General features: G+C 66.4%; 24 protein-coding genes and 2 pseudogenes. 11 read left to right on the forward strand and 15 right to left on the reverse strand.

The window, feature by feature from the left end; translation table 11 throughout:
• Window positions 1–267: 267 nt before the first annotated feature.
• Window positions 268–810 carry a MarR family winged helix-turn-helix transcriptional regulator gene (locus tag K307_RS09335; RefSeq protein WP_051974786.1) on the forward strand — a complete coding sequence of 181 codons (543 nt, stop codon included), beginning with the start codon at window positions 268–270 and terminating at the stop codon, window positions 808–810.
• Between the two features lie 143 nt (window positions 811–953).
• Here the strand turns inward: K307_RS09335 and nadC are convergent, their stop codons facing one another.
• Together nadC and K307_RS09345 are read right to left on the reverse strand one after the other, a co-directional pair.
• Window positions 954–1787 carry a carboxylating nicotinate-nucleotide diphosphorylase gene (gene nadC / locus K307_RS09340; protein WP_042877696.1) on the reverse strand — a complete coding sequence of 278 codons (834 nt, stop codon included), beginning with the start codon at window positions 1785–1787 and terminating at the stop codon, window positions 954–956.
• Between the two features lie 143 nt (window positions 1788–1930).
• The gene (locus K307_RS09345) at window positions 1931–3634 is read right to left on the reverse strand and encodes a serine hydrolase (protein WP_042877697.1); all 1704 of its coding nucleotides are present in this window, start codon (window positions 3632–3634) and stop codon (window positions 1931–1933) included.
• Window positions 3635–3925: 291 nt separating this feature from the next.
• Here K307_RS09345 and K307_RS09350 point away from each other — a divergent pair.
• From K307_RS09350 to K307_RS09360, 3 genes and pseudogenes are all read left to right on the forward strand, one after another.
• A pseudogene (locus tag K307_RS09350) lies at window positions 3926–4264 on the forward strand (methyl-accepting chemotaxis protein); the annotation flags it as partial.
• Window positions 4265–4337: 73 nt separating this feature from the next.
• Window positions 4338–5303: a threo-3-hydroxy-L-aspartate ammonia-lyase gene (locus tag K307_RS09355; protein ID WP_042877700.1), complete on the forward strand. Its 966-nt coding sequence runs from the start codon at window positions 4338–4340 to the stop codon at window positions 5301–5303.
• An 84-nt stretch (window positions 5304–5387) separates the two neighbouring features.
• Window positions 5388–6617: an RtcB family protein gene (locus K307_RS09360; protein WP_042877702.1), complete on the forward strand. Its 1230-nt coding sequence runs from the start codon at window positions 5388–5390 to the stop codon at window positions 6615–6617.
• A gap of 78 nt (window positions 6618–6695) precedes the next feature.
• On the opposite strand, the gene K307_RS09365 is transcribed toward K307_RS09360, so the two are convergent.
• The 8 genes from K307_RS09365 to fliL form a co-directional block, all read right to left on the reverse strand.
• Entirely contained in the window at window positions 6696–7283 is a 588-nt protein-coding gene (locus tag K307_RS09365) for a hypothetical protein (protein WP_155301118.1), read from the reverse strand.
• Between the two features lie 440 nt (window positions 7284–7723).
• Window positions 7724–8506 carry a flagellar biosynthetic protein FliR gene (gene fliR, locus K307_RS09370; RefSeq protein ID WP_042877706.1) on the reverse strand — a complete coding sequence of 261 codons (783 nt, stop codon included), beginning with the start codon at window positions 8504–8506 and terminating at the stop codon, window positions 7724–7726.
• A gap of 45 nt (window positions 8507–8551) precedes the next feature.
• Complete coding sequence (gene fliQ, locus K307_RS09375; RefSeq protein ID WP_042877708.1) at window positions 8552–8821, reverse strand: flagellar biosynthesis protein FliQ; 270 nt, start codon at window positions 8819–8821, stop codon at window positions 8552–8554.
• 33 nt (window positions 8822–8854) lie between these two features.
• Window positions 8855–9580 carry a flagellar type III secretion system pore protein FliP gene (gene fliP, locus K307_RS09380; RefSeq protein WP_419187148.1) on the reverse strand — a complete coding sequence of 242 codons (726 nt, stop codon included), beginning with the start codon at window positions 9578–9580 and terminating at the stop codon, window positions 8855–8857.
• A 92-nt stretch (window positions 9581–9672) separates the two neighbouring features.
• Window positions 9673–10164, reverse strand: coding sequence for a flagellar biosynthetic protein FliO (gene fliO, locus K307_RS09385; protein WP_051974787.1), 492 nt, complete (start codon window positions 10162–10164; stop codon window positions 9673–9675).
• Entirely contained in the window at window positions 10161–10610 is a 450-nt protein-coding gene (gene fliN / locus K307_RS09390; protein ID WP_042877711.1) for a flagellar motor switch protein FliN, read from the reverse strand. Before fliN ends, fliO begins: the two co-directional genes overlap by 4 nt.
• Entirely contained in the window at window positions 10603–11622 is a 1020-nt protein-coding gene (gene fliM, locus K307_RS09395) for a flagellar motor switch protein FliM (RefSeq protein WP_042877714.1), read from the reverse strand. Before fliM ends, fliN begins: the two co-directional genes overlap by 8 nt.
• A gap of 58 nt (window positions 11623–11680) precedes the next feature.
• A complete protein-coding gene (gene fliL / locus K307_RS09400) occupies window positions 11681–12175 on the reverse strand; it encodes a flagellar basal body-associated protein FliL (protein ID WP_042877716.1) in 495 nt (164 codons plus the stop codon).
• Window positions 12176–12640: 465 nt separating this feature from the next.
• Between fliL and acnB the strand changes: the two genes are divergently transcribed.
• Entirely contained in the window at window positions 12641–15244 is a 2604-nt protein-coding gene (gene acnB / locus K307_RS09405) for a bifunctional aconitate hydratase 2/2-methylisocitrate dehydratase (RefSeq protein WP_042877718.1), read from the forward strand.
• Window positions 15245–15357: 113 nt separating this feature from the next.
• Here acnB and K307_RS48495 read toward each other — a convergent pair whose 3' ends face one another.
• The gene (locus K307_RS48495; RefSeq protein ID WP_196251538.1) at window positions 15358–15810 is read right to left on the reverse strand and encodes a fimbrial protein; all 453 of its coding nucleotides are present in this window, start codon (window positions 15808–15810) and stop codon (window positions 15358–15360) included.
• Entirely contained in the window at window positions 15807–16190 is a 384-nt protein-coding gene (locus K307_RS51010) for a hypothetical protein (RefSeq protein ID WP_196251539.1), read from the reverse strand. Before K307_RS51010 ends, K307_RS48495 begins: the two co-directional genes overlap by 4 nt.
• A gap of 270 nt (window positions 16191–16460) precedes the next feature.
• Between K307_RS51010 and K307_RS51015 the strand changes: the two genes are divergently transcribed.
• Window positions 16461–16598 (forward strand): hypothetical protein, encoded by a 138-nt coding sequence (locus K307_RS51015; RefSeq protein ID WP_419187149.1) that lies wholly within the window; start codon window positions 16461–16463, stop codon window positions 16596–16598.
• 56 nt (window positions 16599–16654) lie between these two features.
• Here K307_RS51015 and K307_RS09415 read toward each other — a convergent pair whose 3' ends face one another.
• Entirely contained in the window at window positions 16655–17572 is a 918-nt protein-coding gene (locus tag K307_RS09415) for a fimbria/pilus outer membrane usher protein (RefSeq protein WP_080744974.1), read from the reverse strand.
• 59 nt (window positions 17573–17631) lie between these two features.
• Here K307_RS09415 and K307_RS09420 point away from each other — a divergent pair, with 59 nt between their 5' ends.
• The 3 genes from K307_RS09420 (at window position 17632) to K307_RS09430 (ending at window position 20860) form a co-directional block, all read left to right on the forward strand.
• Entirely contained in the window at window positions 17632–18336 is a 705-nt protein-coding gene (locus K307_RS09420; RefSeq protein ID WP_042877722.1) for a glutathione S-transferase N-terminal domain-containing protein, read from the forward strand.
• A gap of 163 nt (window positions 18337–18499) precedes the next feature.
• Window positions 18500–19843, forward strand: a complete 1344-nt coding sequence (locus K307_RS09425; RefSeq protein WP_042877724.1) for a PQQ-dependent sugar dehydrogenase — start codon at window positions 18500–18502, stop codon at window positions 19841–19843.
• 192 nt (window positions 19844–20035) lie between these two features.
• Window positions 20036–20860, forward strand: a complete 825-nt coding sequence (locus tag K307_RS09430; RefSeq protein ID WP_042877725.1) for a class I SAM-dependent methyltransferase — start codon at window positions 20036–20038, stop codon at window positions 20858–20860.
• 12 nt (window positions 20861–20872) lie between these two features.
• On the opposite strand, the gene K307_RS49345 is transcribed toward K307_RS09430, so the two are convergent.
• Window positions 20873–21130 (reverse strand): helix-turn-helix domain-containing protein, encoded by a 258-nt coding sequence (locus K307_RS49345; RefSeq protein ID WP_051974789.1) that lies wholly within the window; start codon window positions 21128–21130, stop codon window positions 20873–20875.
• Complete coding sequence (locus tag K307_RS49350; protein ID WP_051974790.1) at window positions 21073–21318, reverse strand: hypothetical protein; 246 nt, start codon at window positions 21316–21318, stop codon at window positions 21073–21075. The genes K307_RS49345 and K307_RS49350 overlap by 58 nt, the downstream gene beginning before the upstream one ends.
• Before the next feature lie 7 nt (window positions 21319–21325).
• On the opposite strand from K307_RS49350, the pseudogene K307_RS09440 reads away from it, so the two are divergent.
• Window positions 21326–21784 (forward strand): annotated as a pseudogene (locus K307_RS09440) (SLC13 family permease); the annotation flags it as partial.
• A gap of 192 nt (window positions 21785–21976) precedes the next feature.
• Window positions 21977–22360: a hypothetical protein gene (locus tag K307_RS09445; protein WP_042877727.1), complete on the forward strand. Its 384-nt coding sequence runs from the start codon at window positions 21977–21979 to the stop codon at window positions 22358–22360.
• Window positions 22361–22378: the final 18 nt, after the last annotated feature.

Genomic DNA, 22378 nt, shown 5'->3' on the forward strand with positions numbered 1-22378 from the left:
AAGATGATGCAATGATCGGACCAGAATCGCGTAAGCTAATGCCGGCGCGGGTTCTGGGCTTGAGTCGGCGTAAACGCGGAGATGGGATGCGCCATAAATGTGCGGCGCGGAAACCCGATGGGGCACGCCTTGCACATATTCAGTGAACACTACATTTATGGTGCGCGGCTGGGGATCGGCAGGGCCCTGCGCCGACGAACGCGCTATCATGTTCGAATACTGCGGCCGGCGAAAACGGCCGGCGACGCGGCAACGACTTTTCTACCTATGACAAACAGTAAGAACGGCACGAAGGCGGCTGTCGAAGCACCGGGCAGCAACGACGAGCGTCTCGCGCATTTGGTCAAGGATGCGGCACGGGCCTATATCCGGGCATTGCAGCTGCGATTGGCCGAGCATTCGGTGTCGTATGGACACTGGACCATCTTGCGTATTCTCTGGACCCATGATGGCCTGTCGCAGCGGGAGCTGAGCGAGCTGGCAGGGGTAACCGAGCCGACCACATTCGCCGCCGTGAAGACACTGGAGGCTCTCGGCTATGTCGAGCGCACCCACTTGCCGGGCAACAACAAGCGGGTGCATGTGTTCCTGAGCAAGGTCGGACGCGCGCTGCGGCGCAAGCTCGAGCCGCTTGCGGAAGAGGTCAATGAAATCAGCGTGGAGGGTATCCCGGCGGAAGACGTCGCGACCACCCGTCGCGTGCTGATCGAGATTGCCGCCCGGCTGGCCGCGGACGAGGCAACTTCGGCGGAGCAGGGACGCCGGGTGCCGTCAACGAGAGAGGTTGGCAGGCTGCTTGCAGATCTTTGAAGCTGCGTGGTGTACCAGGCGTAAAAAAGCCTTCCGTAGGGAAGGCGACCAAGGAGACATTGCCTTCAGTCGGGAAGGCAACCAAGGAGCATGACGCGAGGCCGGGGCCTCGCGTTTTTGTTTTGCGGTCCGTGGCTGCAACGTCAGGCTTCGTCAAGCCCGATATCGATCGCCGGCGCGGACTGGGTGATCTTGCTCGTCGAGATGTAATCCACGCCGGTCTCTGCGATGGGCCGGATGGTTTCCAGCCGGATACCGCCCGACGCTTCGACCTTGGTGCGACCGTTGATGATCGAAACCGCTTCCTTCATGTCGGGAACCGACATGTTGTCCAGCATGATCACATCGACACCCGCAGCGAGCGCTTCATGCACCTGGTCGAGACGGTCGCATTCCACCTCGAGTTTGGTCAGTACCGGCAGCTTCCTGCGCGCCCGCTCCACGGCGGCAGCGATACTCCCGCAGACGGCGATATGGTTGTCCTTGATCATCACGCCGTTGTCCAGGGACAGGCGGTGATTCAGGCCACCACCGCAGGTGACGGCGTGCTTCTCCAGTGCGCGCAGCCCTGGCGTTGTCTTGCGGCTGTCGATCAGCCGAGCCTTGGTGTGGGCGATGGCCTGGGCGTACCTGGCCGTCTCATTGGCAATGCCGCAAAGCCGCTGCATGATGTTGAGTGCCGTACGCTCAGCCGTCAGCACGCTGCGGGCGCTGCCGCGCACCGCAATCAGAATGGCACCCTTTTCGACCTTGTCGCCGTCAGCCACCTTGACGTCGATCTGGAGACTGGGATCGTAGCGAGCGAACACCCGCGCAGCGACGTCGACACCGGCGATCAGCATTGGCTCGCGCGCATTCATGTAGAACTCGCCCTTCTCGGCAGGCTCGATCATAGTCTGCACGGTCAGGTCGCAGATGCCAATGTCTTCGGTCAGCCAGAGATCGATCAGTTTGTCGGTGGTGTAGATGTCGTACATAGTGCGCTCCAGGGGGTGAGAGTAGGAAGGCCGATCCTCGAATATGTTAGATATCGAAGATGTTTGGCAAATACTAGCACCTGCCTGAGGCTTGTCAAGTAATATTCGATCTCTAAGATAGTTTGCCCCCCAACAGCACCGCGCTACGTCACCACCCTCATTGCCACGAAGGTGCCATTGGGCCGGCACAGCACCACCGCATCGACGGTCTCCGGCGCAGGCATGCGGAACTCGACGCGTATGCGCGGCAGGTCCTCGATCCCGAACGTCCTGCCGTGAAGGGGCAGCAAGCGGCGGCGGGGCTGGCCCGCGATGGTCAGCAGCAGTCCGCCGGCGGCGTCGGTCTCGACGTCGACGCGCAGGGCACTGTGCCAATACTCGCCGACGCAGCGTGCGCGGAAGGCGGCGTTGGTGGCCTCGCCCGCCGCGAAGCGATGGAAGACGATGTCGTCGACAAGCGGTTCCAGCGGCGCGGCAATGCGGTCGATGGTGCCGTCGCGGTCGTAGAGGAAAGTGAGGGCGAGGTTGTCCGGATGGATCTCGGCGGGCTTTTCTGTCGTAGTAAAGACGTCATAGTGGCGGTGCTCGAGCCGCCCCGACATGCCGCGCCAGTGCCACGACAGCGCATCGCCGTCCGTTTCGATAGTGATGTCGCCGTACGCGGGGTGCGAGTACGTGCCCGCGTAGTCGTGCAGCGGGTGGCTGGGGGTGGTGCCGGCGTGCTGCCGTGCCAGCCGTGCGGCCTTGTCGATCTGCAGCTGCGCCAGCATCTCGTGCCGCCTGGCGCGCAGGCGGCTGAACCAGTCGATGGGGGAGTGCCCGCAGAGTTGGTCCAGTGCGGCGTAGGTCAGCAAGGCAGTCACCGCGCCGGGGGCGCGGTTGGTCAGTACGGCGATGCCCAGGCGCCGTGCCGGCATCATCGTCATCAGCGTTGCCCAACCCAGCCAGCTGCCTGAGTGCGAGACGGTCCGCTCGCCGCGGTAGTGCTCGGCCGTGAGCCCCAGTCCGTAGTGCACATCGCCGACCTCCGGGAACTCCGCACGGCAAACGTGGACGCGCGGCGTCATCATGTCGCGCACGATGCCAGGCGAAAGCAGCGCATTCCCGTCGACCTTGCCTTCGTCCAGCAGGCAGCGCATCCATCGGGCCAGGTCTTCCACCGACGCGTTGAGGCCGCCGGCTGGCGTTGCGCGGATCGCTGCCCAGCTTGCGCGCAGGCGTTCGTCGCCGTCCATCGCGTGCGGGTGTGCGTGGTCGGGATCTGCCGCCAGCGCTTCGACCGAAAAGCCGAAGCGCGTAAAACCCAGCGGCTGGAGCAGCCGTTGCGTGGTGAAGTCCTCCCAGCGCTGCCCGCTGATGCGCTCGGCCACGTGGCCGGCGATCACATAGCCAAGGTTCTGGTACTGCCAGCTTTCGCGCAGCTCGCGGCTTGGCGCGAGGTGCGGCAGCCGTTCGAGCATCTGGCTGGTATCGAGATCGCCCGGCGTGTGGATCCAGTCATGGCGTGGCAGGCCGCTGTGATGGCTGAGCAGGTCGCGCACGGTGATGCGTTGCGTGGCGACGGCATCATGCAGCCGGAAGCCGGGAATGATGTCGCGCACCGGTGTGGTCCAGTCGAGCTTGCGTTCGTCGACCAGCAGGCCAAGTCCGGCGGCGGTAAAAGACTTGGTGATCGAGCACAGCAGGAACTGCGTGGCGGCGGTCACGGGCTCCGGCGCGGCGCTGTCGCGCGCGCCGTACCCCCGCAGCAGGATGGGTTCGCCGTCGCGGATCACGGCCAGCGCAAGTCCGGGGATCTTCCATTCGGCCATCGACTTGTCGACCAGCGCATCGAATCCGCTCAGCATGGTGCCTCCCTGGCAGGTCACGGGCACGTATGCTGCCATGTCCTGGCAGCGCAGTCGTCCCCCTTGTGGGGGTGGCCGGTGCGATGCGCACGGCGATCGCGCCAGTCACGGGCTGTGATTGCTACCGCACTAAATCCTTCCCTCGTCGACTTTGTCTACCTATGTCCCCTCTCTCGTAGGGAACAGGGATATTCGCTGCATGTGCTGGGCTATGCCACCGACGGTTTCAACGATTATCTCAACGGGCTGAACGCGCGCGCGGAGATGGCCGCGCAGGTGCGCAGCGCCGTGGCGCTGGCGAGCGAGGCGGGGCAGACCATGGCCGAGGTGACGCAGGCGGTGGCGCGCGTGACCGGCATCGTGGAGGAGATCGCCACGTCATCGGCCGAACAGAGCCGTGGCATCGAGCAGGTCAACCAGGCCATCGTGCAGATCGACGAGGTCACGCAGCAGAACGCCTCGCTGGTGAACGAGGCCGCGATGGCGTCGCGCGCGCTGGAAGAGCAGGGGCGCGAGCTGAGTGAAGTGGTGGCGTTCTTCCGCCTGCCGGAGGAGGGCGGCGCAGCCCGCCCGGCAACGGTCGCAGGGGGCGCGCCGGGGCGTGCGGCCGGCAAGCTGGTCGCGGCCTAGTGGCGGGTGGCTGCGCGCCGGGCGCGGGACAGGTAAACTGGCCTGTCCCCGCTTCCCTGCCAACGCCACTGCCATGACCGCCCTGCCCATTTCCTTCGACGATGTAGCCGCCGCCCACGAACGCATCCGCGCCGCGGCCCACCGCACCCCGGTGCTGACCTCCTCGACCGCCGACGCGGCCACCGGAGCGCAGCTGTTCTTCAAGTGCGAGAACTTCCAGCGCATCGGCGCCTTCAAGTTCCGCGGCGCCTACAACGCCATCGCGCAGTTCACGCCGCAGCAGAAGGCGGGCGGCGTGCTGGCGTTCTCGTCGGGCAACCACGCGCAGGCGATCGCGCTGTCGGCACGGCTGCTGGGCGTGCAGGCGGTGATCGTGATGCCGCAGGACGCACCCGCGATCAAGATCGAAGCCACGCGCGGCTACGGCGCCGAGGTGGTGCTGTACGACCGCTACCAGGACGACCGCGAGGCGCTGGGCCGCCGCATCGCCGCCGAGCGTGGCATGACGCTGATCCCGCCGTACGACCATCCGCACGTGATGGCCGGGCAGGGCACGGCGGCCAAGGAACTGCTGGAGGAGACCGGGCCGCTGGACATGCTGGTGGTGTGCCTGGGCGGCGGCGGGCTGCTGTCAGGCTGCGCGGTGGCCGCACAGGCCATGTCGCCCGGCTGCGCGGTCTACGGCGTGGAGCCGGAGGCCGGCAACGACGGCCAGCAAAGCCTGCGCAGCGGCGAGATCGTCCGCATCGACACGCCCCGCACCATTGCCGATGGCGCGCAGACCCCGTTCCTGGGCCAGCACACCTTTGCGGTGATCCGCGAACTGGTGACGGATATCGTCACGGTGTCGGATGCGGAGCTGGTCGAAACCATGAAGTTCTTCGCCGGCCGCATGAAGATCGTGGCCGAGCCCACCGGCTGCCTGGCCGCCGCCGCGGTGCTGCATGGCAAGCTCGATGTGAAGGGCAAGCGCGTGGGCATCATCGTGTCCGGGGGCAATGTCGACCTGGGCGCCTTTGCCAGTTTCTTGCTGGGGTAAGGTATCGGGGCATCCGGCAGGGGAATCCTGGGCCGGCCCTGGCCGTCTAACCTGCAATCCGCGACGACAGAGCCAGGGGCGACCATGACGGCCAAGCACCACTACGACGTACTCGACACCGGCGCCGGCAAGCCGGTCAAGCTGTGGACGCGGGGCGTCCCGGTGGAGGACGCTGCCCGCGCGCAGCTGGTCAACACCGCGCGGATGCCGTTTATCTTCCGCCACCTCGCGGTGATGCCGGATGTACACCTGGGCAAGGGTTCGACCATCGGCTCGGTGATCCCCACCGTTGGCGCCGTGATCCCGGCCGCGGTGGGCGTGGATATCGGCTGCGGCATGATGGCGGTGAAGACCTCGCTCACCGCGTCCGACCTGCCTGACAACCTCGGGCAACTGCGCAGCGCGATCGAGCACGCCGTGCCGCACGGCCGCAGCGCGCAGGGCGGGCGGCGCGACCAGGGCGCCTGGGGTTCGGCGCCGGCTCAGGTCGATGCGGCATGGGCCGAGATGGCGGGCGGCTTCCGGCGCATCACGGACAAGTATCCGCACCTGGCGCGCACCAACCACCGCAACCATCTCGGCACCCTCGGTACCGGTAACCACTTTATCGAGGTCTGCCTGGACGAAGCGCAGTCGGTCTGGTTCATGCTGCATTCCGGCTCGCGCGGCGTGGGCAATGCCATCGGCACCACCTTTATCTCGCTGGCGCAGCAGGACATGCGCCACCACCTGGCCAACCTGCCGGACCGCGACCTGGCCTACCTGGTGGAGGGCTCGGAACACTATGAAGACTACGTGTTCGCCGTGTCGTGGGCGCAGGCATACGCGCGCCGCAACCGCGAGCTGATGATGGAGGCCGTGCTGGCCGCGGCGCAGCGCGTGCTGCGCAAGCCGTTCCAGGCGGAGCTGGAGGCGGTCAACTGCCATCACAACTACGTGCAGAAGGAACACCATTTCGGCAAGGACGTGCTGGTGACGCGCAAGGGCGCGGTCAGTGCGCGCAAGGGCGAGCTTGGCATCATCCCGGGGTCGATGGGCGCGCGCTCGTTTATCGTGCGCGGCAAGGGCAATCCGGAGTCGTTCTGCTCGTGCAGCCACGGCGCCGGCCGCACCATGAGCCGCAGCGAGGCCAAGCGCCGCTTTACCGTGGCCGACCAGGTGCATGCGACCGAAGGCGTGGAATGCCGCAAGGACGCCGCCGTGATCGACGAGATCCCGATGGCCTACAAGGACATCGACGCGGTGATGGCGGCGCAGTCGGACCTGGTGGAGGTCGTGCACACGCTCAGGCAGGTGGTGTGCGTGAAGGGGTGAGGGGATCGTCGTCAGCGTCCCTGGCAGGACATCCGGCCCGGAACCTTCCTGCGCAGAGGCGTTGAAGCCGGGGCTGCCCTATTGGAAGATCAGCGTGCCCAGCGCTTGTCCGCTTGCATTGAATGCAGTGGACTTGGACGAGACAAAGCTGATGTTTCCACTTGTGTCGATGCGGAACGTTGTTTCCTCCTCCCCAACCCTGACATTGCTGTTATCGAAGGCCTTGTCTAGGAAGGTCACCAGGAGGCTGCTCCCGGTGTCGGCAGTCACGGCATATGAGTGGGTGAGCGAACCCAGCTTCGTGGCCTGCGTGCTGTCCGAGAAAATCGTGGCCGTTGCCAGCGGTCCCGAGTCGCCCGCCTTGACGGTGAGCGGGAATGTGTAGGCTGCAAACACCGCAAAGACAGTTCCCTCATCGATCGCGACCAGGACGTAGGTGGATGCGTTGCGGAAGATGGTCCTGGTGCCCGAGAACGGGGCGGAGTTTCCGTTCGCGATGACTGTGCCGGTGACGGTCTCGGTGGTCTTGAGCATGGTGGCGCCATTCAGCATGGCGGCAACGAAAGGCGTGGCTTGCAGGGTGCCGGAGCCTGTTACCGGCACATTCTCAGCCGTGCCGGAAATCGAGAAATTCGCGGTCAGGCCATTGGCCGCCAGGCTTGCCATGGCCGTGGGGAGGGGCACGGCCAGCGTTTGTGCGGGCGCGCTGGCTTGTCCGCCATCGTCGCCACCGCCGCCGCAGCTGCCAAGGAAGAATGTACATGCAAATAACAAAAGGAATCTCTTGGACATCGCCGGCTCCTGGCGGAAGTGCCCCGGATTCGAAACATGTATTTGGATGCGACTCTGAGAAAGGGGAAGTCCTGGCGTAAGCCGCAAGCTTCCCATCCCCGCTACCCTTCAAATTGCCCTCCTGTCGGGGAGGCCTGGATCGCGAGGGCGTCGCGGGAGCCGTTGCGCATAAATATGCCACCCGCGCCATTGGGCTTGTTTTCTCTACGATTTTGCGAAGCCGTAAATTCCGCATACCGGTGAAACGGAGCCTTCGGTTCCGTTCCTGATACATGTGCCGGAGACAACCGGTCGAATGACCGCAGCACCGGCCTTCAGCGCGAAAACTGCCCAAGCACCGTAGTCACCGCCTCAAGCCCGGCTTCGATCATATGCTGCATATAGGTGCCCATCTGCGGCATCACCAGCATCAGCACCAGCAGGCCGCCGGACAGCGTGACCGGGAAGCCCACCGCGAAGATCGACAGTTGCGGCGAGGCGCGGTTCAGGATGCCCATCGCCAGGTTCAGCGTCAGCAGGGCGGCGATCATCGGCAGCGCCAGCAGCAGCCCGGAGGCGAACACCATGCCGCCGGCGCGGGCCACGGCCAGGGCGCCGTCGGCGGACAGTGGCGTGCCGATAGGCAGGCCGTTGAAGCTGTCGACCAGCGCGCCGAGCATCAGTAGATGGCCGTCGAGCGACAGGAACAGCAGCACAGCGATGATGTTCAGGAAGCGCGACAGCACCATGGTCTGGCCGCCCGCGGCGCGGTCGAAAAACGAGGCGAACGAGAGGCCCATCTGCAGGCCGATGATCTCGCCGGCCTGCTGCACGGTGGCAAAGACCAGCCGCATGACAAAGCCCGTGGCCAGGCCGATGCCGACCTCGTTGAGGATGATCGCCAGCCCGCCATAGGAGTACACCGGCACCACCGGCACCTGCGCGATGGTGGGCGACACCACCATCGCGATCATGGCGGACAGCGCGATCTTGGCGCGCCGCGGGATGGTGGATTCACCGAACAGCGGCGCGGTGCCGATCAGCGCCAGGATGCGGAAGAAGGGCCACAGGAATGCCGCGAGCCAGCCGTAGAGCTGGGCTGAGGTGACTTCGATCACGGCGGGCTGGCGGGGCGCAGGAAAGGGAAAGGCGTGCGGCGGGCGTCAGTGCGCCAGCGCGGGAATGCTCTGGAACACCTCGCGCATATAGTCGACCATGGTGTTGATCATCCACGGGCCGGCCAGCACCATGGTGGCGAACAGCGCGATCAGCTTGGGGATGAAGGTCAGCGTCATCTCGTTGATCTGCGTCGCGGCCTGGAACAGGCTCACCACCAGGCCGGCGGCCAGCGCCACCAGCAGCAGCGGGGCGGCCAGCAGCAGCGTTATCTTCATCGCCTGGGTGGCGATGGTCATTACGGTTTCCGGGGTCATGGCTCGGGTTCTGGAGAGGTGGGCCGGGGCGCCTCAGTTCATGAAGCTCTGCGCCAGCGATCCCAGCAGCAGCTGCCAGCCATCCACCAGCACAAACAGCATCAGCTTGAACGGCAGCGAGATTGTGGCCGGCGGCACCATCATCATGCCCATCGCCATCAGCACGCTGGCAACCACCAGGTCGATGATCAGGAACGGGATAAAGATGGTGAAGCCGATCTGGAACGCGGTCTTCAGTTCGCTGGTGACGAAGGCCGGCACCAGGATGCTGAGCGGGACTTCTTCCGGGCCCTGCATCTCGGGCGCCTTGGCCATCTGCGCGAACATCGCCAGGTCCTTCTCGCGGGTCTGGCGCAGCATGAAGGCCTTGAGCGGCTCGGCGGCCTTGGCGGCGGCGGCCTCCAGGCTGATCTTGTTCTCCGACAGCGGCTTGTAGGCATCGTTGTAGACGCGGTCCAGCACCGGCGCCATCACGAAGAAGGTCAGGAACAGCGACAGGCCCACCAGCACCTGGTTGGGTGGCGAGGTGGCGGTGCCCAGCGCGTTGCGCAGCAGGCCCAGCACGATGATGATGCGGGTGAAGCCGGTCATCATCAGCATCGCCGCCGGCAGGAACGACAGCGAGGTCAGTAGCACCAGCGTCTGTATCGGCAACGACCAGATCTGGCCGCCGCCCGGGGCGGGCTTGCTGATTACGCCCGGCAGCGTCTGCGCCCCGGCGGGCACTGGCGCGAACGCCAGCACGGCGATGGCCAGCATCAGCGCCAGAAGGGACAGCATGGGGACGGAACGCACGGCCGTGGCGGCGCGCGGCGGCCAGGCATGGCGCCGCAGCGCGGCACGCGGGAATTTCATGACTTGAACTGGTTTTGCATCGAGCGCAGCAGCCTTTCGGCAAAGCTGCCGCCGGTCGGCTGTTGCGGCGCTACCGTGGCGCCGGGTGCGGTGATCGTGTTGGCGCCGGCGGTGCCGGCCGGCATGTTGTGCAGCGGACGGATTTCGCCGGGGCTCACGCCCAGCACCAGCCAGGTGTCGCCCACCTCGACCAGCACCAGCCGCTGCCGCGCGCCGAGCATGGTGCTGCCGACCACCTTCATGACGCCGCCGGTGGCCTGGCGCACCAGCCCGGTACGCCGGGCTACCCACGCCATGCCCAGGATCAGCGCGACCACGGCGAACAGCCCCAGCCCCGCCTGCGCCAGGCTGGCCACGCCGCTGACCGCCGGCGCGGAGGTGCCTTCGGCGGCCGCGGCGGTGCCGGGCAGCGCCGCAAGGGCGGCCAGGCGCGCGCACGCTGCCCGCAGGCGGGCAGCGCCACGCGCGGGGCGCTTCTGGATGGTCATTTGTTCAGCTTGCGGATGCGTTCGGACGGCGTGATGATGTCCGTCAGGCGGATGCCGAACTTGTCGTTCACCACCACCACCTCGCCCTGCGCGATCAGGTAGCCGTTGACCAGCACGTCCATCGGCTCGCCGGCCAGCCCGTCCAGTTCTACCACCGAGCCCTGCGCCAGTTGCAGCAGGTTCTTGATGGGCACCTTGGTGCGGCCGAGTTCCACCGTCAGTTGCACCGGGATATCGAGGATCATCTCGATATCGTTGTGGAAGCCGCTCGGCGCTTCCTTGGCCAGCGGCTGGAAGACGGTGGCGGCGGCCGGGGTGGCCGCGGGCGCGGCAGCCGGTGCGGGTGCGGCGGGGACCTCGGCGGATGTGGCGCTGGTCTGCTCGGCCAGTGCGCTGGCCCAGTCGTCCATCGGATCGGCCGGCTTGTCCTCGATGCGCTCACTCATAATCGGTGTCCTTAATGTCCAGGTGGGAATCGCTGTCCTGGTGATTGATCATTCGTTCTACCCGCAGCGCGTACTGGCCATTCATCGTGCCGAAGCCGCACTGCATCACGGGCACGCCGTCCACCTTGCCGAAGACCTTCTCCGGCAGCTCGATCGGGAGCACGTCGCCGGCGCGCATCGCCAGCACTTCGGCCACGGTACTCTGCAGGTGGGCGAACTCGGCCACCAGCTCCACTTCGGCCGCGCGCAGTTGCGTGGAGAGCTGGTCGACCCAGCCCTTGTCGACTTCCTTCTCGTCCTGCAGCGGATTCATCAGCAGGTCCTTGAGCGGCTCGATCATCGCGTACGGCAGGCAGACATGAAGCTGCCCGCCGACGGCGCCCAGTTCGATATGGAAGGCAGTGGTCACCACGGCCTCGTTGTGCGTGGCGACGTTGGCAAACTTTGGGTGCATCTCCGAGCGGATGTACTCGGTCTCGATCGGGTGTACGGTGCGCCAGGCGTTGCCGTAGCTGGTCAGCGTCAGCTCCAGCATGCGCTGGATGATGCGCTGCTCGGTCTGGGTGAAGTCGCGCCCTTCCACGCGGGTGTGGAAGCGGCCATCGCCGCCGAACAGGTTGTCCACGACTAGGAACACCAGGTTCGGGTCGTACACGAACAACGCCGTGCCGCGCAGCGGCTTGAGGTGGACCAGGTTCAGGTTGGTCGGCATCGGCAGGTTGCGCGCGAAGTCGCCGAACTTCTCGATCCTGATGCTGCCCACGGTGATGTCCGCGCCGCGGCGGATGAAATTGAACAGCGCCGTGCGCATCGAGCGCGCAAAGCGCTCATTGATGATTTCCAGCGTGTGCAGGCGGCCGCGGATGATGCGTTCCTGCGTCGCGAGGTTGTAGGGGCGCACCGCGCCCTCATCCAGCGCAGGCTCGCTGGCCTTGGGCGTATCGGCCTCGCCGGATACGCCCTTGAGCAGCTCGTCGACCTCGTCTTGCGAGAGGAACTTGTCGTAGGCCATCTAGTGTCCTGCCCCTTGTGCGGCGTTATGGATGAAACCGTGCTGCCCTGGCTTGCGCTTACTGCACCACGAAAGAGGTGAACAACACATCCAGCACGCGCTGGGCCGGCAGACCGTTGGCGAACGGCTTGCTGATGGTGTCGCGGATATCGGCGGCGAGCTTGCGCTTGCCTTCGACCGTGGCCAGTTCGGCCGGCTGCTTGGCCGAGAGCAGCAGCAGGATGCGGCTGCGGGCCTCGGGCAGGTACTGGGCCAGGCGGGCCTGGGTCTCGGTATCGGCCACCTTCAGCGACAGGCCGGTGTGCAGGAAGCGGTCGCCGTCCTCGCTCTTGAGGTTGACGGTAAACGCATCCAGCGGAACGAAGATCGGCGGCGGGATCACCGGCGCGGGCGGCGCGGCGGGTGCGGCCGGCTGGCGGTTGCTCAGCACGCTGCCAAGCACGAACCCTCCGGCGCCCAGTGCCACGACAAGCACGCCGCCGCCGATCAGCAGCAGCCGACCGCGCTTGCCTGAGTTGCTGCCAGTCCGGGAAGGGGAAGCCGTGTTCGCCATGAGAAGCCTGTGTCGGAATGCCTGCCATTCTTCCGGAATTGCAGGCCAGCAAAGGGCCGAAAAAAAGGGGGAAACCCTTTCAGCTTGGCCGTTTGAGCGGAAAGGGGGCAGGCATGGCTACGCGAGCGGGCGCTTCGTGGTGCGCGCCTGCAGGGTGGTTAACGCTTAGAGTGGGGCGGACTTGAGTGCTGGCGTAGCTTTCCGGGCGATGCGGGGATTTTCGGGGCCTGATGCGGAGGCCTATCCTTGCAGCGGGATCGTGATGCCTTCCGGCATTCCCTACTAGGCTACTCGGGTAGTCTTTTATGTGGTCTTGCATGACTTCTGCGATGCAAACCATTGATCTGTCGCGCTTTTCGGATTTTCACTCTTATATAAGATATAAGACATTTGACCTGAGGTCGGCTTCGGACTACAATCGCGACGTAACGAGACTTTCTAAACCTAATTACTCAGCAGGTTCCCATGCTTGAAAACTATCGCGCACATGTGGCCGAGCGCGCCGCGCTTGGTATCCCCCCTCTGCCCCTGACCGCCAAGCAGACGGCCGAGCTGATCGAACTGCTGAAGAACCCGCCCGCCGGTGAAGAGCAGAACCTGGTCGAACTGATCACCAACCGCGTCCCCGCCGGCGTGGACGACGCCGCCAAGGTCAAGGCCTCGTACTTGGCCGCCGTCGCCCTGGGCAAGGAAAAGTGCGCCCTGATCACCCGCGCCAAGGCGACCGAACTGCTCGGCACCATGCTGGGCGGCTACAACATCTCGCCGCTGATCGAGCTACTGGACGACGCCGAAGTCGGCACCGTCGCCGCCGACGCGCTGAATAAGACCCTGCTGATGTTCGACGCGTTCCACGACGTGAAGGAAAAGGCCGACAAGGGCAACGCCAATGCCAAGGCCGTGCTGCAAAGCTGGGCCGACGCCGAGTGGTTCACCAGCCGTCCGGAAGTGCCGCAAAGCCTGACCATCACCGTGTTCAAGGTGCCGGGCGAAACCAACACCGACGACCTGTCGCCGGCCCCGGACGCCACCACCCGCCCGGACATCCCGATGCACGCGCTGGCCATGCTGAAGAACAAGCGCGAAGGCGCTGCGTTCCAGCCGGAAGAAGACGGCAAGCGCGGCCCGGTCAAGTTCATTGAATCGCTGAAGGAAAAGGGCCACCTGGTCGCCTACGTGGGCGACGTGGTCGGTACCGGCTCGAGCCGCAAGTCCGCCACCAACTCGGTGCTGTGGTTCACCGGCGAAGACATCCCGTTCATCCCGAACAAGCGCTTCGGCGGCGTGTGCCTGGGCAACAAGATTGCCCCGATCTTCTACAACACCATGGAAGACGCCGGCGCGCTGCCGATCGAGCTGGACGTGTCGAAGATGGAAATGGGCGACGTGGTCGAGCTGCGCCCGTACGAAGGCAAGGCCCTGAAGGACGGCGCCGTGATCGCCGAGTTCAAGGTCAAGTCGGACGTGCTGTTTGACGAAGTGCGCGCCGGCGGCCGCATTCCGCTGATCGTCGGCCGCGGCCTGACCGCCAAGGCGCGCGAAGCGCTGGGCCTGGCCCCGTCGACGCTGTTCCGCCTGCCGCAGAACCCGGCCGATACCGGCAAGGGCTTCACGCTGGCGCAGAAGATGGTTGGCCGCGCCTGCGGCCTGACCGAAGAGAATGGCAAACAGCGGGGCATCCGCCCGGGCACCTACTGCGAACCGAAGATGACCTCGGTGGGCTCGCAGGACACCACCGGCCCGATGACCCGCGACGAGCTGAAGGACCTGGCCTGCCTGGGCTTCTCGGCCGACCTGGTGATGCAGTCGTTCTGCCACACCGCCGCCTATCCGAAGCCAGTCGACGTCAAGACCCACCACACGCTGCCTGAGTTCATCAGCACCCGCGGCGGCATCTCGCTGCGCCCGGGCGACGGCGTGATCCACTCGTGGCTGAACCGCATGCTGCTGCCCGACACCGTCGGCACCGGCGGCGACTCGCACACCCGCTTCCCGATCGGCATCAGCTTCCCGGCCGGTTCGGGCCTGGTGGCCTTTGCCGCCGCCACCGGCGTGATGCCGCTGGACATGCCGGAATCGGTGCTGGTCCGCTTCAAGGGCCAGATGCAACCGGGCGTGACCCTGCGCGACCTGGTCAACGCGATCCCGCTGTACGCGATCAAGCAAGGCCTGCTGACCGTGGCCAAGCAAGGCAAGACGAACATCTTCTCGGGCCGCATCCTGGAAATCGAAGGCCTGCCCGACCTGAAGGTCGAGCAAGCGTTCGAACTGTCGGACGCCTCGGCAGAGCGTTCGGCCGCCGGTTGCACGGTGCGCCTGAACAAGGACCCGATCATCGAATACATCAACAGCAACATCACGCTGCTGAAGTGGATGATCGCCCAGGGCTACCAGGATCCGCGCAGCCTGCAGCGCCGCATCAAGGCCATGGAAGCGTGGCTGGCCGATCCGAAGCTGCTGGAGCCGGACGCCGACGCCGAGTACGCCGCCGTGATCGAGATCGACCTGGCCGACGTGCACGAGCCGATCGTGGCCTGCCCGAACGACCCGGACGACGTGAAGACCCTGTCGGACGTTGCCGGCGCCAAGATCGACGAAGTGTTTATCGGTTCGTGCATGACCAACATCGGCCACTTCCGGGCAGCCTCCAAGCTGCTGGAAGGCAAGCGCGACATCCCGGTCAAGCTGTGGGTGGCCCCGCCGACCAAGATGGACCAGAAGCAACTGACCGAGGAAGGCCACTACGGCGTGTTCGGCACCGCCGGTGCCCGCACCGAAATGCCGGGCTGCTCGCTGTGCATGGGCAACCAGGCACAGGTGCGCGAAGGCGCCACGGTGATGTCGACCAGCACCCGTAACTTCCCGAACCGCCTGGGCAAGAACACCAACGTGTACCTGGGTTCAGCCGAACTGGCGGCAATCTGCTCGCGCCTGGGCCGCATCCCGACCAAGGACGAGTACATGGCCGACATGGGCGTGCTCAGCGCCAATGGCGACAAGATCTACAAGTACATGAACTTCGACCAGATCGAGGACTTCAAGGAAGTGGCTGATACGGTGACGGTGTAAGCGCCGTCGCGGTAGTTAGTACGGCATGACGAAGGGGCCCCGTAAAACGGGGCCCCTTCGTCTTTTCCCGCGTTCCGATCCGGTCGTGCGGGCAGCGTGTCGTGACCGGCCGGTTACAGGTAGCTCAGGATGAATACCAGTGATCCGTTTGCTGTGCCGCTGGTGACCGCGCCTGAGCCCGTCTGGTAATAAGACGCCTTCAGTGGCACCGAATAGGTACCGCCAGTTGCCGCTTTGTAGCTGCTCAGCGTGTACTGGCTGTTGAATTTCAGTGCCCGGTCGTTGCTGTCCGTCAGCCGGATGCCGACGCCCCTGGCCGTGGAACTGGCCGCGAGCGCCATCACACCATTTGACGCATCCACGATGCCGCCGGGCGCGGAGATCTCGTATTTGACTTGGGACATGCCTGCCGGGCAGTTCTTGATGGCCACGTTGAAGTTCACCGCAGGCGTGGTGGAACCCCGGCCCGAGAATGCGCTGGCTTTGTGCGAGCCAAGCTGCACCGACAGGTCAGGTGTCTGGCATGAAGTCACCCTGATGCCGATCCGCGGGATCTGGAACGTCACGCGGTCGTTCTGCTCATGCCGGTTTCCCACCATGCAGCCTCCGCGACGGTAGACGGCATGATTTCGCGGCCGTCGCTGATGGGGCCTGTCTTCACCAGTGTGGCAGAGACTTCGCCACCAAGGGGAATGAGCTGATGGAACCATCCGTCGCTGTTGCCCCATCCGTCTCCGACCCAGGGTGGCGGAGCCCCTCCAGGGGTGCCGAGATCGCGCCGTACTCCTGGCGATCCGTGCGGATTCGCCACAACCTGTACAGCCAGGCCGATACCGGGAACATTGGTGCGGAAAACCGTATAGGCGACGCCATTGAAATTGTAGCGGTGGCCTGTGTCGGCCAATGAAAGCGGCCGGTATCCGAGAGCGACCGACCAGCGGGGCAAGAGGGCTCTGCAAGCGAAGAAGATTGCACTGGCCACCTTGACCCAGGGTGTCAACGCCGTGTTGACCGGTATGCCGGCGGGGACGGAGATGCTGGCCGGAAACGGAAGGGTGAATGTTGCCTGGGGAACAGTGCCTGCCCGGCAAGGAAATCCTTGCCGTGGAAAGCACCATCGAATGCTGTTGTTGTAGCCGAGCACGAACTGCGTATCGGAGCCTTTGCGGTTCCAGTAGTTGCACAAGGGCTGAAGGCCGACAGCGGGGAACTGCTGGTGCGCTGGGGCAACACTGCGTCGACTCAGTGCAGGATCCGCTATGCACTGCCCATTGCAAAGCCGCAGCGCGGCAAGCCCGTTCAACAAGCCGACGTCGATTGCCTCGGGCAGGCTGTCAGCGCGGACCGCCAGTGAAACCTGGAAGAACTGCGACGGACAGCGCAAGAAAAGCGCTGCCGACACACGGGGGATCACCTTTTCAGAATTTGGTCAGAAAACAGACAACATGAAATCACTTCAGATTCGGTTGCGCTGCCACAGGCTGGCGCACCTGCTCGCTGGCCTGGCGATGATGATCCGATGCGGCCGCCCTGGCCCACCGTGCCCACGGGATTGCCTTCGGTATCCACCACTTCGCTGCCGAACGGCAGCCGCCTGCCGTCGTGCGGCAACACGCGCAGCACGGCGGCACGGCCGGCGCTGGTGGTGTCGAAGCGTGCTACCACGACCGCGCCCGCGGTCGGCACCATGGCCTGGGTAGTCGATTTGAATTCCACGTCCAGCGGCAGGCCGCGCGGATCGATCTCGATTTCATTGCGGGAAAACGGCATCAGGCCGGACACCACCGCATGGCCCCAGGGGTCGACGCGCGCGCCGTTGTTGTTGACCACGCGCGCGCCGGTGGCACTGTCGGCCTCGACCACGGCCACGGTGTCGCTGTGGGTCGGGGTAAAGGCGACCCCGCCGGCATAGGCCACGATGCCGCCCGAGATGCCGGCGCTGGCCTGCGTGTAGTAGCGGCTGGCGCTGGCGCTGCCGGTCAGCGTGGCGAACGGGGCCACGTAGCCGGCGCTGGCCCCAACGCTGGCAGACTCGCCCTGGCGGTCGTTGCTGTAGCCGGCGTTCAGGCCGTAGGTAAAGGCATTGTCCACGCCCAGTGAGCCGGTGACCGATTCCTGCAGGATGATGGCGCCGTGGAAGTCGGTCTGCGCGCTGGCCATCGAGTACGGTGCATGCGCGCCTTTGCCAAGTGGGACGCCGAGGTTGCGGACAATGGTGGGGTTTGCAACGCCACGCGCTGGGAAGCGCCCGATATCAAGCCAGGCGAGGGAGACCTGCCGACGGCGCCCGCGGCGGGTTCGGCAAGCTTCCGGCCCCCGGGCTATCATCCGGTTTTTCGCAAACCGGTGCGCCCGCCCGCGGCGGCCATCGCGCAACTGGAGGCCACGTGTCAGATCTTTCCGCCTTTCCGATTACCCGCAAATGGCCGGCGCAGCATCCCGACCGGATCCAGCTCTACTCGCTGCCGACGCCCAACGGCGTCAAGGTGTCGACCATGCTGGAAGAGACCGGCCTGCCGTACGAGCCGCACCTGGTGCGCTTCGACACCAATGACCAGATGTCGCCGGAATTCCTGTCGCTGAACCCGAACAACAAGATCCCGGCCATCCTCGATCCCGACGGGCCTGGCGGCAAGCCGCTGGCGCTGTTCGAATCGGGCGCGATCCTGCTGTACCTGGCCGACAAGTCCGGCAAGCTGATCCCGGCCGATCCGGCGGGCCGCTACGAGACCATCCAGTGGGTGATGTTCCAGATGGGCGGCATCGGGCCAATGTTCGGGCAGCTGGGGTTCTTCAACAAGTTCGCCGGCAAGGACTACGAGGACAAGCGCCCGCGCGACCGCTACGTGGCCGAAAGCCGCCGCCTGCTGAACGTGCTGAACCAGCGGCTGGACGGCCGCGCGTGGATCATGGGCGACGCGTACACCATTGCCGATATCGCCACCTTCCCGTGGGTGCGCAACCTGGTCGGCTTCTACGAGGCGGGCGAGCTGGTCGGCATCCAGGACTTCCCTCACGTCACGCGTGTGCTGGAGGCCTTCGTCAAGCGTCCGGCCGTGATCAAGGGGCTCGATACGCCGCACCGCGGCTGAGGCCGGCGGCGGAGCGGCGCGCGCGGCTGTGCGTGTTTGTCCTACACGATGGCTGCGCCGACGCCCTACAGAGGGCTGGCGGGCCTGCGTCCTATAGTCCAAGAGCAGGCGCGCCGGGCCTGCGCACCCGGCGTGGCCGTGCCTTGCCTGAGGAGCCCGGACCATGCCGATGCCCACCCCGTCCCGATCGAGCCCACCCCTGTCGCGTGCCGCCCTGCTGGCGCTTGCTGTCACAGCCCTGGCCGCCTGCGGCGAATCGGCCAAGCTGCCTTCCGAAGCCGGCTTCGGTCCCACCCCGCAGCTGCCGCCGCCAAACAAGACCGCCATCCCCACCGTCAAGATCGCACCGGCCATCGGCTGGGCCGAGGGCCAGCGCCCGGTGCCTGCCGAGGGCATGGCGGTGACGGCCTTTGCCGACAAGCTCGACCATCCGCGCTGGGTCTACGTGCTGCCCAACGGCGACGTGCTGGTGGCGGAGAGCAATGCCCCGCCCAAGCCCGACGACGGCAAGGGCATCCGGGGCTGGATCATGAAGAAGGTGATGAAGCGCGCCGGCGCCGGCACGCCCAGCGCCAACCGCATTACGCTCTTGCGCGACGCCAACGGCGACGGCGTGGCCGACCAGCGCTCGGTGTTCCTGAAGGACCTGAACTCGCCGTTCGGCATGGTGCTGGTCGGCAATGATTTCTACGTGGCCGCCACCGACGCGGTACTGCGCTTCCCCTACCAGCCCGGCCAGACCCAGATCACCGCCGCGCCGCAGAAGGTGGTGGACCTGCCCGGCGGGCCGCTCAACCACCACTGGACCAAGAACATCATCGCCAGCCGCGACGGCAGCAAGCTGTACGTGACGGTGGGCTCCAACAGCAACGTGGCCGAGCACGGCATGGACAAGGAAGCCGGGCGCGCGGCCATCTGGGAAGTCGACCCCAGGACCGGCACGCACCGCATCTACGCCAGCGGCCTGCGCAACCCCAACGGCATGGCGTGGGAGCCGGCCACCGGCATGCTGTGGACCGCCGTCAACGAGCGCGACGAGATCGGCAGCGACCTGGTGCCGGACTACATCACCTCGGTGCGCGACGGCGGCTTCTACGGCTGGCCGTACAGCTACTACGGCCAGCACGTCGACGTGCGCGCCAAGCCGCCGGCGCCGGAACTGGTCGCGCGCGCCATCGTGCCCGACTATGCGGTAGGCGCCCATACCGCGTCGCTGGGACTGGCAGCCTCCAGCGGCAACAGCCTGCCGGCGCGCTTCAGCGATGGCATGTTCATCGGCCAGCACGGCTCGTGGAACCGCAGGCCGCTGGCCGGCTACAAGGTCATCTTCGTGCCGTTCAGCCAGGGCCGGCCCAACGGTGCGCCGTTCGACGTGCTGACCGGCTTTCTCGACGAGAGCGGCAAGGCGCGCGGGCGGCCGGTGGGCGTGGCGATCGACAAGCGCGGCGGGCTGCTGGTGGCGGATGACGTGGGCAACACGGTGTGGCGGGTGAGCGGGGCAAAGTAGGGGAGCGACGAGCGGGGCGGTCGGCGGGCAAGCGCGTGGCGCCGTGGCGACGCTGCGCTTTGCCTGAGCGGGCGGCCCCTGCGGGCAGCGGCGCTGACTATACTTCACGTGACAGGGTCGCGCGGCTTCATCGTGCCTGCGCAGTTCCCCCGGGCAACCGGCAGCCTGGATACCGATGCCGAGGAGGGGGTCATGGATCACACCAACGATTCGTTTCGCGCCTTTGAACTGGCTGGCTGGGAGGATCCGGAGGTCGTCAGCCAGTACCAGGAACACCTGTCGCACGTGACCAGGCAATCGGTCGAGGCCTTGCTGGACGAAGCCCGTACTGGCGGCGGCCAGCGCGTGCTCGACGTGGCGAGCGGCTCCGGCCATATCGCCGCGGCGGCGGCGCGGCGCGGCGCCGAGGCCATCGGCATCGACTTTTCGCTGGCGCAGGTCCAGCTGGCCCGCAAGCTCTATCCCGATGTGCAATACGAACAGGCCGACGCGCAGGCGCTGCCGTTTGAAGATGCCAGCTTCGACGTGGTCGTCAACGGCTTCGGCATGTGCCACCTGTCTGATCCGGACGCCGCGCTGAACGAAGCCTTCCGCGTGCTGCGCCCCGGTGGGCGCATCGCCTTCACGGTCTGGGATGCGCCCGAACGGGCGGTGGGTTTCGGGGCCGTCTATGCCGCGATCCGCGCCTATGGCTCGATGGAGGTCGATATCCCGGCCGGCCCGAATTTCTTCCTGTTCAGCGATCCGGGGGAGTGCCGCAGCGCGCTGCAGAAGGCCGGCTTTGTTTCGCCCACCTGCCGGCATGTGCACCAGGTGTGGCGCTTCTCCACGCCCGACCAGCTGTTCGACGCGCTGGCGCAAGGCACGGTGCGCGCCGCGGCCACGCTGCGCGCGCAGACACCGAAGGCCCGCGACGAGATCCGCGCCGTGCTGCGCGGCACGGTGGCCGCCTATATGCGCGGCAGCGACTTCGAGGTGCCGATGCCGGCCGTGCTGGCCGCGGCGGTGAAGCCCTGAGAGCGGTCGCGCTCAGTCGCCCGCCCCGGCGCGCCGCTGCGCCATGAAGTCGCGCGGCGTCTGCCCGAGCGCGCGCCGGAACATGGTCGAGAACGCGCCCGCGTGGGCATAGCCGGTCTCGGCCGCCACGTGTGCCAGCGGTTTGCCGCGGCACATAAGGTCGACTGCATGCGCCAGCCGCAGTTGCTGGCGCCAGTGGCCGAAACTCGTCTTCAGCTCGCTTTCGAACAGGCGCGCCAGCGTGCGCGCGCGCCGGTGCGCGCGGCCCATTCGGACAGCGTCAGCGTCGAACCGGGGTCTTCCATCAGCGCGTGGCACAGCGCCTGCAGGCGGCGGTCTGACGGCAGCGCCAGACCGAGCGACAGCGTGCGCGCGGCCGCCAGTTCTTCCACCAGCAGGCTGGCGCACAGTTGCCGGCGGCGCTCGCCCAGGGTGTCGTCGTGGGCCAGCGCCTCCATCAGCTCCTATGTGGCGGGCTTTCTCGGGCTGGTGGAATCGACCGGACTGGGCACCGCGGTCAGCCAGGCGCTGCTGCACTGACTGCAGCTGACGCCGGGGCATACCGCGGCCAACGTCGGCGCGCTGGGCGCGGTGGGGGCCAGCCTGGGGCTGATGACCACGCTGCCCGGCCTTCCGGCAGTGCTGTCGCCGCTGGCCCGGGAGTTCGCCGCGGCCACCGGCCTGCCGCTGGAAACGGTGCTGATGCTGCAGGTGCCGGTGTTCTCCACGGTGTTCTTCCCCTACCAGTCGCCGCCGATCGTGATCGCGATGCAGCTCGGCGGCGTGGGGCTGCGCCACGGCACGCGGCTGTGCCTGGCGCTGGCGGCGCTCACGGTGCTGGTGTTGCTGCCGCTGGACTATTTCTGGTGGCGCTTGCTCGGGCTACCTGCCCTGACGGGAGTTCTGGTGCGACGCAAAGTCTGACGGTGTTGGGCGCGGCCCGACATCCCGGCCGCCGGCGTCGGCCCGGCCCCACCACCCAACCTCCGGAAAGTGCCGCAATCCGCGCCGCAACGGGCCCTGTGGCGGTGGCACGGTCATTGCGCAATGGACAGCGAGCGCGGCGCCGCAGCTCGTTGTTCCACCCGCCAGCAATGGCTCCCCCGGAGAACCCCGATGAACACCCAACCCCAATGCCCGGGCGGGCAGGCCGCGCCGCGCTCGCACGCCATCCTCCACCGTACGCGCCGCGCCATGGTGCTGCTGCGTGTGCTTGGCTTATGCCTCAACAGCGTGGCCTGTGCGAAGGCCGAGGCCCCGCAGGCGGCTGGGCCTGTCGTGCAGGCCGTGACGCCGGAACAGAAATTTGCTCCCGGATACCTCGAGGCCGTTGCCACGGGCTATGACAACGGCGTGGCCTTGCAGGCGCCGGAAGGTATCGCGCCGCTGAGGCAGCCGCGCGAGGCGCGCAGCGCGCCGGCGGCGCCGATGGCGGGCGCCGTGCCAGTTGCCATGCCGGCGGCAGGGCGAGCGGTGGGGCGGGAGCAGCCAGCGCACTGAGCCGGACGGGCCCGGAAA

This window comes from Cupriavidus necator A5-1 (assembly GCF_000744095.1).
Lineage (GTDB): Bacteria > Pseudomonadota > Gammaproteobacteria > Burkholderiales > Burkholderiaceae > Cupriavidus > Cupriavidus necator_A.